Below are 13,282 nucleotides of genomic sequence, written 5' to 3'. Positions count from 1 at the left end.
GGCGGATCACAGGCCGACCTCGCGCATCAGCTGCCCGACCTCGGTGTGGGTCATCCGCCGCAGCCAGCCCGACTTCTGGTCCCCCAGCTTGATCGGCCCGAAGCTGGTGCGCACCAGCTTGTCCACGGGGAAGCCGGCCGCGGCGAGCATGCGGCGCACGATGTGCTTGCGGCCCTCGTGCAGCGTCACCTCGACCAGGTAGTTCTTCCCCGTGTTCTCCACGATCCGGAAGTGGTCGGCGCGGGCGTAGCCGTCGTCGAGCTGGATGCCCTCCTTCAGGCGCTTGCCCAGGTCGCGCGGGATGGGGCCCTGGATGGCGGCCAGGTAGGTCTTGGCGACGCCGTACCTGGGGTGGGTGAGGCGGTGGGCCAGCTCCCCGTGGTTGGTGAGGAAGATCAGGCCCTCGGTCTCGGTGTCCAGGCGGCCGACGTGGAAGAGGCGGGTCTCGCGGTTCTGCACGTAGTCGCCGAGGCACTGGCGGCCCTCCGGGTCCTCCATGGAGGCCACGACGCCCGCGGGCTTGTTGAGGGCGAAGAACAGGTACGACTGGGCGGCGACGGTCAGCCCGTCCACCTTGATCTCGTCGCGTTCCGGGTCGACGCGCCGTCCCTGGGAGGTGACGACCTTGCCGTTGACCTCGACCCTGCCCTGCTCGATCAGCTCCTCGCAGGAGCGGCGGGAGCCGAGGCCGGCCCTGGCCAGCACCTTCTGCAGCCGCTCGCCCTCGGGCTCGCCGAAGGTCCTGGGGAGGCGCACGGGCGGCTTCTCGTGCCGCTCGCGGTTGCGCTCCTCGATCTGGGCGTCGTACTCGCGGGAACGGGCCGGGGCCTGGGGCCGCCGCTTGCCGCCGCCACCCTGGCCGGCCGCCGTTCCCTTCCCGCCGTACGTCCTGCCGTACGTCCGCTCCTCGGGGCGGGGACGGCCGGTGCGCTGCCGTCGCTCGTCGCGGCCGTTGCCCGCGCCCCGGTGGTTCCGGTTGCTGTTCCTGCCGCTGCTTCGCATCAATGATCCGTAGGGGAGTCGCCGCTGTCGTCTTCCGCGTCCACCAGGCCGGTGAACGACGACGCCGTGTCCCCGGCCTCCTGGCTCTCGCCCTCGACCTGGTCCGCCTCGGGGAGGAAGGGCGCGAGCTCGGGCAGTTCGTCCAGGCCGCGCAGGCCCATCCGTTCGAGGAAGTAGTGCGTCGTCACGTAAAGGATCGCACCTGTCTCGGGTTCGGTGCCCGCCTCGGCGAGCAGACCCCGCTGGAGCAGGGTGCGCATGACCCCGTCGCAGTTCACGCCGCGGATGGCCGAGACCCGGGAACGGCTGACCGGCTGCCGGTAGGCGACGACCGCGAGGGTCTCCAGGGCGGCCTGGGTGAGGCGGGCGTGCTGGCCGTCGAGCACGAAGGCCTCGACGGCCTCGGCGTACGCGGCGCGGGTGTAGAAGCGCCAGCCGCCGGCGACCAGGCGCAGCTCGAAGCCGCGGCCCTCGCGGGTGTACTCGTCGGCCAGTTCGCGCAGGGCGGCGGCGACCACGCGCCGGGGACGGCCGAGCACCTTCGCGAGGTGCTCCTCGGTGGCGGGCTCGTCCACGACCATGAGGACGGCCTCCAGGGAGGGCTTGAGGGCGGGCGCGGCCTCCTCACCGCCGGTCGCGGCCTCCCCGCCGCCGGTCGCGGCGGCGCTCGGCGCCGTGCTGCTCATCTGCGTTCCTCCTCGGGCTGCGGCCTGCTCTCCTGGTCGAACTCGTCGGTGACGAGCGGGCGTCCCGGCTCCGCGCCCTGCCAGCGGACGATCAGGGTGCCGAGCGCCTCCTCCTGGTCGAGGGCCACGGCGCGTTCGCGGTACAGCTCCAGCAGGGCGAGGAACCTGGCGACCACGGTGAGGGTGTCGGGGGCGTCCTCGGTCAGCTCGGCGAAGCTGGCCTCGCCCCGCAGCCTGAGCAGGCCGATGACGTGCTTGGCCTGCTCGCGGACGCTGACCAGGGGGGCGTGGATGTGGTCGACGTAGACCTGGGGCGGCGGCTTGGGCTGCATCGCCTTGACGGCGAGCCGGGCGAAGCCCTCGGCGCCGATGCTGATGACGACCTCGGGCAGCAGCTCGGCGTGGTGCGGCTCCAGGCCGACGGTGCGCGGGTGGCGCAGCGCCTCCGCGGCCAGCCGGTCCTCGAAGATCGCGGCGACCCGCTTGAAGGCGCGGTACTGGAGGAGGCGGGCGAACAGCAGGTCGCGGGCCTCGAGCAGCGCGAGGTCGGCCTCGTCCTCGACCTCGGCGGCGGGCAGCAGCCTGGCGGCCTTGAGGTCGAGCAGGGTGGCGGCGACGACGAGGAACTCCGTCGTCTGGTCGAGGTCCCAGTCCGGGCCCATGGCCCTGATGTGGGCCATGAAGTCGTCGGTGACCCGGGAGAGCGCCACCTCGGTGACGTCCAGCTTGTGGCGGGAGATGAGCTGAAGCAGCAGGTCGAAGGGGCCCTCGAAGTTCTCGAGCACCACCCGGAACCGGCCGTCGTCCGCCCCGGCCTCCCCGTCGCCCCCGGCCTCCCCCTCGACCTCGTCCTCCCCCTCGTCCTCCCCCTCGCCTTCGTTTTTCGCCCCCCGGTCCCCCGCGGCCCCTTCGCCCGGGTCCGGGGCGTCCCCGGCGCCCTCGCCGTTCCCGGCGTCCTGCCCGGCCCGCTCTCCCGGGTCCGCCGGGGTCTCGCGGCCCTCGGCGTGCGCCTCCCGCGCGCCGTCGCCGCGCGGCGCGCCGTCGGGAACGGAGGGGGCCCCGGAGGCGGACACGGGCCCCTCGGGCGCGGGCTCGGGCCGCTCGGGGGCGGGCTCGGGCCGCTCGGGGGCGGGCTCGGGCCGCTCGGGGGCGGCCGGCGCCGGAGGGGCCGACGGGGACGCGGCCTGCCCGGGGGCGGCCGGCGCCGGGGCGGCGGGGGCCTGCGGCACGGGCGCGGGCCGCCCGGTCGGCACGGGTTCGCCGGGCGCGGCGGGGGCGCCGGGCGCCGCGGCGGGGGCGGTGCCCGGGCCGCGGCCGAGGGGGCGGCGGGCGGGGGGCGGGGTCATCGCGGGGCAGGGTATCGCTCGGCGGCGGGCCGGAGGCGCGGCGCCGTCAGCGCCCGCGGAGGCGGCGCACGAGGATGCTCGCCTCGCCGCGGGATTCGAGGTCGGCCAGCACGACGGCGACGGCCTCCCGGACGATGCGGCCGCGGTCGACGGCGAGGCCGTGCTCGCCGCGCAGCACGAGGCGGGCGTGTTCGAGGTCCATCAGCTCCTCGGCGGAGACGTAGACCGTGATCTTCTCGTCGTGGCGCTCGCGCCCGCTGGGCCTGCGCGCCGGGCGCCCGCCCTTGCGCGGGGCGGGAGCCGCGCCCGCCCTGGCGCCCTTGGCGCCCGCGGAGGCGCCGGGGCCGGTCGCGTCGCGCTTGGGCTGCCCGGGGACCTGGCGCTCGGTGGCGCCGCGCGCGGGCGCCTCCGCCGCCATCCGGCGCCTGCGGCCCTCCTCGGCCGCCTGGCCGCCGGACTCGGCGCCCTCGGCGCCGTCCGCGGCGCCCTGCCGCGGCTCCCCCGCGGGCGCGGGGACGCGCGGCGCGGCCTCGGCTGCGGTGCCGCCGCCCCCGTGCTCGTGCGGGGTCGAGGGCTGCACCGCGGCCCCACCGGTATTACGGAACAGTTCGTCGGCCGCCGGGAGACTCACTCGGCGTGGCACCGGGCGAGCACCTCCCTGGCGAGCTGGCGGTACGCGGCCGCGCCGACCGAGTTGGAGGCGTAGGTGGTGATCGGCTCCCCGGCCACGGTGGTCTCCGGGAAACGGACGGTGCGCCCGATGACCGTGTGGTACACGTTGTCGTCGAAGGCCTCGACCACGCGGGCCAGGACCTCCCGGCTGTGCACCGTGCGGGAGTCGTACATCGTGGCGAGGATGCCGTCCAGGCGCAGGTCGGGGTTCAGCCGCTCCTGCACCTTCTCGATCGTCTCCGTCAGCAGGGCGACGCCGCGCAGCGCGAAGAACTCGCACTCCAGCGGCACGATCACCTTGTGCGCCGCGGTGAGCGCGTTCACGGTGAGCAGGCCGAGCGAGGGCTGGCAGTCGATGATGACGAAGTCGTAGTCGTTGACCAGCGGTTGCAGGGCGCGCTGGAGGGTCGACTCCCGGGCCACCTCGCTGACGAGCTGCACCTCGGCCGCGGAGAGGTCGATGTTGCTCGGCAGCAGGTCCATGCCCGCGACGGCGGTCTTCAGCAGGACCTCGTCGGGCGCCATGCCCCGTTCCATCAGCAGGTTGTAGATGGTGAGGTCGAGTTCCATCGGGTTGACCCCGAGGCCGACGGACAGGGCGCCCTGCGGGTCGAAGTCGACCAGCAGGACCCGGCGGCCGTACTCGGCGAGCGCGGCGCCCAGGTTGATGGCCGAGGTGGTCTTGCCGACCCCGCCCTTCTGGTTGCACATCGCGATGATCTTCGCCGGGCCGCGCTCGGTCAGCGGCCCCGGGATGGGGAAGTACGGCAGCGGGCGACCGGTGGGGCCGATGCGCTCGCGGCGCTGCCTGGCCGCGTCGGGCGCGATGGTGGCGGCGTACTCGGGATCGGGCTCGTACTCCGCGTCCGGGTCGTAGAACTGCCCGTCGGGGAGGTCTTCGTAGTCGGGGAGACGGTCGGTGGAGCCGACCGTGCGGTTCGCTGCCATGGCGTTCGCGTCATGGCCTTCCGTGCTCTGATGCGCTGTCATGCTCGGTTGGCTCTGGTGGGTTGCGTAGGTGTGGACAGCGACGGAGCCCATGCCCGTCAGATCCGAGGCGCTGTGCTGCCGCTCCGGGATGCCTGGTTGTCCTCCCCGGGGAGTAATTGTCGACTCATTCACAAGTCGTCTTACCTCCTTGGGGACCAGGGAACTTCTAGACAGAGTCAGCGTTGCACCATGCCGACGATTGGCGACTCTATGGCGTGTCGGCGGTTCACAGCAACACAATCCGCCGGACCGGCACGGATGTGTCGGCCGTCGAACACTCGCTTGTCAAGGGCACAAGCCTCGCCAGTGGGACGATTCCCGGGGGCGCGAATCGGCTAAAGCGCAACATTCATGACGAGTTGACCGGTGGGCGCGGCGCGGAGGGGAGGGTACCGCTTCGCGCGCGGCGCGGCCAACCACCGCGGGTCGTGTGACATTCCTGATGTTGACCCGCCGGTTGACGCGGCGCCGCGCGCGATTCAGCCGAGGATCGCGGCGAGTTCGGTGTGCGGCAGGCCGTGGGCCCCGGCCACCGGGACGGAGACCACCTGCCCGTCGTGGACGTTGAGGCCGCGCCCCAGCCCCGGGTCCTCGCGCAGCGCCCGCCGCCAGCCCAGCGAGGCGAGCCTGACGATGTACGGCAGCGTGACGTTGGTCAGCGCGGAGGTCGAGGTGCTCGGCACGGCGCCCGGCATGTTCGCCACGCAGTAGAACACCGACTCGTGGACGCGGAAGGTCGGTTCCGCGTGGGTGGTGGGCCGCGAGCCCTCGAAGCAGCCGCCCTGGTCGATCGCGATGTCGACAAGGACACTGCCGGGCTTCATCCGGGCCACCAGCGCGTCGCTCACCAGCCGGGGCGCCCTGGCCCCCGGGACCAGCACGGCCCCGACCACCAGGTCGGCGCCGAGTACCGCGCGCTCCAGCTCGTAGGCGTTGGACACCACCGTCTGCACCCGGGTGCCGAACGCCCGGTCGGCCTCGCGCAGTTTGGCCACGTCCGTGTCGAGCAGCGTGACGTGGAAGCCCATGCCGACGGCGATCTGCGTGGCCTGCCGGCCGGCCACCCCGCAGCCGACGACCACCGCCCGCGCCGCCGGGGTGCCGGGGACGCCGCCGGGGAGCACGCCGCGGCCGCCGGCCGAGCGCATCAGGTGGTAGGCGCCCACCTGGGGGGCGATCCGGCCGGCCACCTCGGACATCGGGGCGAGCAGCGGCAGGGAGCGGTCCGCGGCCTCGACGGTCTCGTAGGCGATGGCGGTGGTGCCGGAGTCGAGCAGGGCGCGGGTGCACTCGGCGGAGGCCGCCAGGTGCAGGTAGGTGAAGAGCACCTGGTCCTTGCGCAGCCGGTGGAACTCCTCGGCGACCGGCTCCTTGACCTTCAGCAGGAGGTCGGCGCGGGCCCAGACCTCGTCCGCCTCCGCCAGCGCGACGGCGCCCGCCGCGGTGTACTCCTCGTCGGGGATCGCGGAGCCGAGCCCGGCCCCCCGCTCCACATAGACCTCGTGCCCACCGGAGACCAGCTCGTGCACGCCGGCCGGGGTGATGGCTACTCGGTACTCGTTGTTCTTGACCTCGCGGGGGATGCCGACCTTCACGTCGATCACGGTCCTCGATCTGCGGCGATCTACGGTGCGCTACGTTGCGTTACCACTGCCATTCTAACTAAGGAGATGAGGTTGTCCAGCCTTGCATTCACTCATTTCCTGGGCGTGTGTTCTGTGTTTCAAAAGCCGTTCCCTCTGCTGATCCAGAGGATTGCCCGCCGGGTGGCTCCCGGTGCGCCCGGTCCCGGGGCGCGGGCGGGGCGGCCGGCAGGCGCGCGGCGGCGGAGCGGTGCTGCCTGGCCTCCGCCGGACGGCCGCAGCGCTCGGCGCAGTCCGCGAGCCGGGCGCGCAGCGCCGCCTGGAGCGGCAGGTCCCCGGCGCGCGCCGCCAGGCGCAGGGCGTCCTCCCCGGTGCGCAGCGCGTCCTCGGGCCAGCCCGCCAAGTCCTGCACCTCGGCCGCCCTGGCCAGGGCCACGGCCTGCTCCCCCGTCTCGCCCCGCCTGCGGTGCGCGGCGGCGGCGGCCCGCCAGCCGCGCAGCGCCTCGTCCCACAGCCCGGCCCGGTGCAGGGCGTCGGCGGCCCGGCCCTGGAGCCTGGCCACGGCGGCCAGGTCGCCGCGGGCCTGGCGCAGCGCGAGGGCACGGCCGAACCAGTCGGCGGCCCGTGGCCAGTCCCCGCCCGAGGCGTAGGTGGCGCCGAGCGACTCCAGGGCCCGGCCCACCAGCGAGTCCTCCACCTGCTCCCGCTCGCCGCGCGCGGCCTCCAGAGCGGCCCGGTACCGGTCGAGCGCGGCGGCCGGGCGCCCGGCGCGGGCGTCCAGGTCGCCGAGGTTGAGCAGGGCCGCGGCCCGCTCCCCCGCCAGCCGCTGCCGGTCGGCCACGGTGAGCGAGAACTCGTGGAGCCGGTACAGGTCGGGCGCCGCCTCCTCGTCGCCGAGGTGCGCCAGCAGGGCGTGGCCGAGCGCGGCGATCACCCGCCGCGCCAGGGTGTCGAGTTCGCCGTCGGCGACGGCCAGGCGGGCCACGGCGAGCAGGGCGGTCCTGTGGGCCGCGAGCCACCGGTTCGCGGCGGCCGGGCCGGGGAAGCGCAGCGCGGCCGGCTGGCCGGCGAGCCACTCCCTGGCCGCCGAGCCCCGCGGCTCGGTGACGGCCTGGCAGGCGCGCAGCCTGCGGACGGTGCGCTCCAGCATCCGCGCCCGGGCCAGCAGGAGTTCGCCGGGGCGCTCGCGGTGGCGCAGCAGCGCGCGCAGCAGCGGGTCGAAGCAGCCGGGGACGGCGTACTCCTCGCCGTCCCCGGCGCCGGCCTCCGCGCCGCCCACGACCGTGGGCCTGGCCAGGCGCAGCAGGCCGGCCGCCGCGAGGTCGGCGAGGGTGGCCCTGGCGACGCCGAAGGGGCAGCCCGCCAGGGCGCCCGCGGTGTGGGCGTCGACCAGGCCCGCGGGGGCGAGCACGAGCAGCCGCAGCAGCCGGGCGGCGTGCGCGGGCAGGCCGGAGTGGGCCAGGAGGAAGGCGCGGCGCAGCGGCTCGTCCGCGAGGTCCCCGGCGCCGGCGGGGACCTCCGCCGCTTCCTGGTCTTTGGGCGGGTCCGCCCGTCCGCCGCCCTCCCCCTCCCCGGGCCCGGCCGCCCCGGCGGCCTCGGGGTCTTCCGGCGGCGCGAACGCCGGGTCCCGGGCCGCCGACAGCCGGCGGAGGGCATCGGCGACGGTGGCCTCCGGATGCGCGGCCAGCCAGCCCGCGGCGAGCACCAGGGCGGCGGGCCGGTCCCCGCACGCCTCGGCGAGGCGATCGGCCGCGCTGGGGTCGTTGGCGATCCGCACCGGGCCCGCCCCGCGCGCCAGCAGCCGCAGCGCGGTCTGCCGGTCGAGGCCGCCGAGGGTGCAGGGCCGCACGTCCGGCACGCCGGTGAGCGGACCGGTCGAGACGGCGAGCACCAGGTTGTCCCGGCCGTCGGGGACCAGCTCCGCGAGCTGCCGCGCCGAGGCCACGTCGTCGAGCAGCAGCACGGCCCGCCGCCCCGACAGCGCCTCGTGCAGCACGTCGATCAGCTCCCCGTCGTCCGCGCCCACGGGCGGGCGGACGCCCAGGGCGGCCAGCAGCTCGCGCACGGCGCGCTCGGCCGGCTCGGGCACCCCGCCGGGGCCGGTGAGGCGGGCGCGCAGCACGCCGTTCCTGTGGCCGCCCTCGGCCACCAGCTCGGCGGCGAACTTCTCGGCGAGCGCGGTCCTGCCGGTGCCCGGGCGGCCGGCCACGAGGAGCACCCGGCAGCGGGCCGCGGGACGGCCCGCCATGGTGTCGAGCCCGGCCCGGTCGAGGCCGGCGCGCAGGTCGGCGAGTTCCCGCCGGCGGCCGAGGAACTCGGGAACCCGCATCCGTCCGGTGACTGGCTGTTCGGTCAGGTCCGTCACGGGCCGAGCGTATGCCACGCTCCTGGTGACGCCAGGTCAGGACACGTCAGGCCCGAAGGGGCGGGCCTCCCAGGGGGCGTCGGCGGGGCGCAGGGTGCCGAGGCCGCCCTCGGCGCGGGCCGCGGTGAGCGCCAGCACGCCCACGGCGAGGCAGGTGTTGTGCAGCCGGCCGGCCAGCACCCCGCGGGTCAGCTCGGCGAGCGGCACCCAGGCGTGCCGCATCTCCGCCTCTTCCTCCTCGGCGGCGAACCGCTCCTGCTCCGCCTCGGCGAGGCCGCGGGCCAGGTAGACCCGCACGGCCTCGTCGGAGCCGCCAGGGCTGGTGTAGACGTCGACGAGCACCTGCCAGTCGTCCGCCTTGATGTGGGCCTCCTCGTACAGCTCGCGCCGCGCGGCGTCGAGCGGGGGCTCCCCCGGCACGTCGAGCAGCCCCGCCGGGATCTCCCACAGCCGGTGCCGCACCGGGTGGCGGTACTGCTCGATGACGGCCACCCGGTCGCGTTCGTCGAGGGCGAGGACGGCCACCGAGCCCGGGTGGACCTGGTAGTCGCGGCGGGCGGTGCGGCCGCCCGGCATCACGACCTCGTCGGCGCGCACGCTGGTCTTGTTGCCGGTGAAGGGGGTCTGGGACGAGGTGACGGGCCACTCGGCCGGGGTGTCGGCGAGGAAGTCACGGGGCTGCTCGGTCATGGCGCTCAGTTTCCTACGCCCAGCGGCTCGGCGCCGCGCGCCCGTACCGCGGCCCGGATCAGCCCGGCGAACAGCGGATGGGGCCGGGTCGGCCGCGAGCGCAGCTCGGGGTGGGCCTGGGTGGCGACCAGGTACGGGTGGACGTCCGCCGGGTATTCGACGTACTCCACCAGCTTGTTGTCGGGGGAGGTGCCGGAGAACACCAGGCCCGCCTTCTTCTCCAGCTCGGCCCGGTAGGCGTTGTTCACCTCGTAGCGGTGCCGGTGGCGCTCCTCGACGTACGCCTCGCCGCCGTAGACCTCGCGCACCAGGGAGCCCTCGGCCAGCTTGGCGGGGTACAGGCCCAGGCGCATGGTGCCGCCCATGTCGCCCTCGCCCGCCACGATGTCCAGCTGCTCCTCCATCGTGGAGATCACCGGGTGGGCGACCCCCTGGTCGAACTCGGTGGAGTTGGCGCCCTCGATGCCGGCCAGGTTGCGGGCCGCCTCGATGACCACGCACTGCAGGCCGAGACACAGGCCGAGCAGCGGGATGCGGTTCTCGCGGGCGTAGGTGATCGCCGCGATCTTGCCCTCCACGCCGCGGTCCCCGAAGCCGCCCGGCACGCAGACGGCGTCCACGCCGGCCAGCTGCTCGGCGGCGCCGCCCGGCGGGCGGCAGTCGTCCGAGGTGACCCACTTGACGCGGACCCGCGCGTTGTTGGCGAAGCCGCCGGCGCGCAGGGCCTCGGTCACCGAGAGGTAGGCGTCGGGCAGGTCGATGTACTTGCCGACCAGGGCGACGGTGACCTCGTGCTCCGGGTGGTGCACGCGGCGCAGCAGGTCGTTCCACTGGGCCCAGTCCACGTCGCGGAACGGCAGGGCGAGGCGGCGCACCACGTAGGCGTCGAGGCCCTCGCCGTGCAGGACCTTCGGGATGTCGTAGATCGACTTGGCGTCGATGGCGGCGACCACGGCCGCCTCCTCGACGTCGCACATGAGGGAGATCTTCCGCTTGATCGCGGTGGGCACCTCCCGGTCGGCCCGCAGCACGATGGCGTCGGGCTGGATGCCGATGCTGCGCAGGGCGGCGACCGAGTGCTGGGTGGGCTTGGTCTTCAGCTCGCCCGAGGGCCCGATGTAGGGCAGCAGCGAGATGTGCACCACGAACACGTTGTCCCGGCCGACCTCGTGCCGCACCTGCCGCACGGCCTCCAGGAAGGGCAGCGACTCGATGTCGCCGACCGTGCCCCCGACCTCGGTGATCACCACGTCCACGTCGTCGGTGGCCATGCGCCGGATGCGGTGCTTGATCTCGTTGGTGATGTGCGGGATGACCTGCACGGTGTCGCCCAGGTACTCCCCGCGCCGCTCCTTGGCGATCACGGTGGAGTAGATCTGCCCGGTGGTGACGTTGGCGCTGCCGTCGAGGTCGACGTCGAGGAAGCGCTCGTAGTGGCCGACGTCCAGGTCGGTCTCCGCGCCGTCGTTGGTGACGAAGACCTCGCCGTGCTGGAACGGGTTCATCGTGCCCGGGTCGACGTTCAGGTACGGGTCGAGCTTCTGCATCGTGACCCGAAGGCCCCTGGCCTTGAGCAGGGCGCCCAGGCTGGAGGCGGTGAGCCCCTTGCCGAGCGAGGAGGCGACCCCGCCGGTGACGAAGATGTGCTTTGTCGTCGTGCTGTTGGGCGGCATGGCCAAAGGGAGCTCCCGTGTCGCGAGGTCGGATGCACAACGGCCTCCGCACGGGGTACCCGGGGAGGTGCCGATGAGGGGGTTCGGGGGATCGCTGCCCTCCGCTCCACGGAGTGCCAGCGTATCAGTGGCCGGAACCTGAAGCGGCGCCGAAGCCGATCTCATGCAGGATCTCGACTTTTCCCATCTAACGTGAACAAGGTCACCGCGGTGGCCCGATCCGATATCCGAGAGGTGTCGTAAGCACCGCCTCGCCTCTCGTATTCTGCTCGGACGCTCAGATGGGCGAGGGAAAATCCGCACGTCCCACGGGGGGCGGAGCACTGTTCGACTGGAGTGGCACGTGGCCGGGCGCATCGAGGATTACGCACTCGTCGGGGACATGCAGACCGCGGCTCTCATCGGCCGGGACGGCTCTGCCGACTGGCTGTGTCTGCCCCGCTTCGACTCCCATGCCGTCTTCGCCTCGCTGCTGGGCACCGAGGAGCACGGACTGTGGCGGCTGGGCCCGGCGCACGGCAAGGACGCGCCGCCGCCGCCGGCCAGCCGCAGGCGCTACCGGGGGGACTCGCTGATCCTGGAGTCCGAGTGGGACACCCCGCGCGGCACGGTCCGGGTGATCGACTTCATGCCGCCGCGCGGCGTGGACGCCCCTCAGCTGGTGCGGATCGTGGAGGGCGTCAGCGGCCGGGTCCCGATGCGCTCGGCGCTGCGGATGCGCTTCTCCTACGGCTGGGTGGTGCCCTGGGTCCGCAAGGAGGGCGACCGCACCGTCGCGGTGGCGGGTCCCGACTCGGTCTGGCTGGACACCGGGGTGGAGACCTACGGCAGGAACCTGACCACCTACGCCGACTTCACCGTCGCCCCCGGGGACCGGGTGGCCTTCGCGATCAGCTGGCAGCCCTCGCACCGGCAGCCGCCGCCGGTGCCGCAGCCGGAGGAGGCGCTGGCCACCACCGAGGAGTTCTGGCGCGACTGGGTGTCCCAGTGCACGTACCACGGGCCCTACCGGGAGGCGGTGATCAGGTCCCTGATCACGCTGAAGGCGCTCACCTACGAGCCCACCGGCGGCATCGTGGCGGCACCGACCACCTCGCTGCCCGAGGAGATCGGCGGCTCGCGCAACTGGGACTACCGCTTCACGTGGCTGCGGGACGCGGCGATCACGCTCTCCTCGCTGCTGCGCACCGGCTACCACGAGGAGGCCAGGGCCTGGCGGGAGTGGCTGCTGCGCGCGGTGGCGGGCGATCCGCAGAACCTCCAGATCATGTACAGCGTCGCCGGGGACCGCGAGCTCGCGGAGGCGGAGCTGAGCTGGCTGCCCGGCTACGAGAACTCGCAGCCGGTGCGGGTGGGCAACGGCGCGGCGGGGCAGCTCCAGCTCGACGTGTACGGCGAGGTGACCGAGGCGCTGCACCTGGCGCACATGACGGGCCTGGCCCGCAACGACCACGCCAACCTGCTGCAGCTGAAGCTGATCCAGTACCTGGAGGACCACTGGGACGAGCCCGACGAGGGCATCTGGGAGGTCCGCGGCCCGCGGCGGCACTTCGTGCACTCCAAGGTCATGGCCTGGGTGGCCGTGGACCGCACGGTGAAGCTGATCGAGTCGGGCGAGGTCGACGGCCCGCTGGAGCGCTGGCGCGAGCTGCGCGACGAGATCCACCGCACGGTGTGCGAGCGCGGCTACGACAAGGAACGCAACACCTTCACGCAGTTCTACGGCTCCCAGGAGCTGGACGCCTCGCTGCTGCTGATCCCGCAGATGGGCTTCCTGCCGCCGGACGACAAGCGCGTGATCGGCACCATCGAGGCGATCCAGCGGGAGCTCTCCACGCTGGACGGCTTCATCATGCGCTACCCGACCGCGGGCGCGCAGCCGGGCGTGGACGGCCTGGAGGGCGACGAGGGCGCGTTCCTCGCCTGCTCGTTCTGGCTGGCCGACGACCTGGCGATGATCGGGCGCGTGGACGAGGCGCGGAAGCTGTTCGAGAAGCTCCTCGCCCTGCGCAACGACCTGGGCCTGCTCGCCGAGGAGTGGGACCCGCGGCGGATGCGGCAGGTGGGCAACTTCCCGCAGGCCTTCAGCCACGTGCCGCTGATCGACACGGCCCTGCGCCTCACCGCCTCCGGCGCCTACGGCGGCTGAGCCGCGGGCGGTGAGGCGGCTCCCCGCCCGGGAGCCGCCTCACCGCCTCCCGGTCCCCGGGCGCACGGCCGGACGGGTTACCCGCCCGGCCCTGTACCGTGGACGTGTTCCACCCGGATGAAAGCT

The 13,282-nt window shown here is 74.2% G+C and carries 10 protein-coding genes; 1 reads left to right on the top strand and 9 read right to left on the bottom strand.

Going from position 1 to position 13,282, the window contains the following annotated elements:
* Positions 1-6: 6 nt before the first annotated feature.
* From D7294_RS08295 to D7294_RS08255, 9 genes are all read right to left on the bottom strand, one after another.
* The gene (locus tag D7294_RS08295; RefSeq protein ID WP_120677201.1) at positions 7-1,002 is read right to left on the bottom strand and encodes a pseudouridine synthase; all 996 of its coding nucleotides are present in this window, start codon (positions 1,000-1,002) and stop codon (positions 7-9) included.
* Positions 1,002-1,688, bottom strand: coding sequence for an SMC-Scp complex subunit ScpB (gene scpB, locus D7294_RS08290; RefSeq protein WP_120677199.1), 687 nt, complete (start codon positions 1,686-1,688; stop codon positions 1,002-1,004). Before scpB ends, D7294_RS08295 begins: the two co-directional genes overlap by 1 nt.
* The gene (locus D7294_RS08285; RefSeq protein ID WP_120677197.1) at positions 1,685-3,034 is read right to left on the bottom strand and encodes a segregation and condensation protein A; all 1,350 of its coding nucleotides are present in this window, start codon (positions 3,032-3,034) and stop codon (positions 1,685-1,687) included. The genes scpB and D7294_RS08285 overlap by 4 nt, the downstream gene beginning before the upstream one ends.
* A 46-nt stretch (positions 3,035-3,080) precedes the next feature.
* Positions 3,081-3,677, bottom strand: coding sequence for a hypothetical protein (locus D7294_RS08280; RefSeq protein WP_174248298.1), 597 nt, complete (start codon positions 3,675-3,677; stop codon positions 3,081-3,083).
* Positions 3,662-4,747 (bottom strand): ParA family protein, encoded by a 1,086-nt coding sequence (locus D7294_RS08275; RefSeq protein ID WP_120677194.1) that lies wholly within the window; start codon positions 4,745-4,747, stop codon positions 3,662-3,664. Before D7294_RS08275 ends, D7294_RS08280 begins: the two co-directional genes overlap by 16 nt.
* A 428-nt stretch (positions 4,748-5,175) precedes the next feature.
* Positions 5,176-6,291, bottom strand: coding sequence for an alanine dehydrogenase (ald, locus tag D7294_RS08270; RefSeq protein WP_120677846.1), 1,116 nt, complete (start codon positions 6,289-6,291; stop codon positions 5,176-5,178).
* Between the two features lie 97 nt (positions 6,292-6,388).
* Positions 6,389-8,644 carry a tetratricopeptide repeat protein gene (locus D7294_RS08265; protein ID WP_241562196.1) on the bottom strand — a complete coding sequence of 752 codons (2,256 nt, stop codon included), beginning with the start codon at positions 8,642-8,644 and terminating at the stop codon, positions 6,389-6,391.
* 36 nt (positions 8,645-8,680) lie between these two features.
* On the bottom strand, positions 8,681-9,334 hold the full coding sequence (locus tag D7294_RS08260; protein ID WP_120677192.1) for an NUDIX domain-containing protein: 654 nt from the start codon (positions 9,332-9,334) through the stop codon (positions 8,681-8,683).
* A 5-nt stretch (positions 9,335-9,339) separates the two neighbouring features.
* On the bottom strand, positions 9,340-11,007 hold the full coding sequence (locus D7294_RS08255) for a CTP synthase (RefSeq protein ID WP_120677190.1): 1,668 nt from the start codon (positions 11,005-11,007) through the stop codon (positions 9,340-9,342).
* A 343-nt stretch (positions 11,008-11,350) separates the two neighbouring features.
* Here D7294_RS08255 and D7294_RS08250 point away from each other — a divergent pair, with 343 nt between their 5' ends.
* Complete coding sequence (locus tag D7294_RS08250; protein ID WP_120677188.1) at positions 11,351-13,156, top strand: glycoside hydrolase family 15 protein; 1,806 nt, start codon at positions 11,351-11,353, stop codon at positions 13,154-13,156.
* Positions 13,157-13,282 lie beyond the last annotated feature (126 nt).

Source organism: Streptomyces hoynatensis (genome assembly GCF_003626535.1).
Classification (GTDB): Bacteria; Actinomycetota; Actinomycetes; order Streptomycetales; family Streptomycetaceae; genus Streptomyces; species Streptomyces hoynatensis.
This window is presented reverse-complemented; position numbering and strand designations above follow the sequence as displayed.

Bases quoted from the DNA above. Each gene is read 5' to 3' on its own strand.
- D7294_RS08295 (WP_120677201.1), bottom strand. From the start codon at position 1,002: ATGCGAAGCAGCGGCAGGAACAGCAACCGGAACCACCGGGGCGCGGGC.
- D7294_RS08285 (WP_120677197.1), bottom strand. From the start codon at position 3,034: ATGACCCCGCCCCCCGCCCGCCGCCCCCTCGGCCGCGGCCCGGGCACC.
- scpB (WP_120677199.1), bottom strand. From the start codon at position 1,688: ATGAGCAGCACGGCGCCGAGCGCCGCCGCGACCGGCGGCGGGGAGGCC.
- D7294_RS08275 (WP_120677194.1), bottom strand. From the start codon at position 4,747: ATGGGCTCCGTCGCTGTCCACACCTACGCAACCCACCAGAGCCAACCG.
- D7294_RS08255 (WP_120677190.1), bottom strand. From the start codon at position 11,007: ATGCCGCCCAACAGCACGACGACAAAGCACATCTTCGTCACCGGCGGG.
- D7294_RS08260 (WP_120677192.1), bottom strand. From the start codon at position 9,334: ATGACCGAGCAGCCCCGTGACTTCCTCGCCGACACCCCGGCCGAGTGG.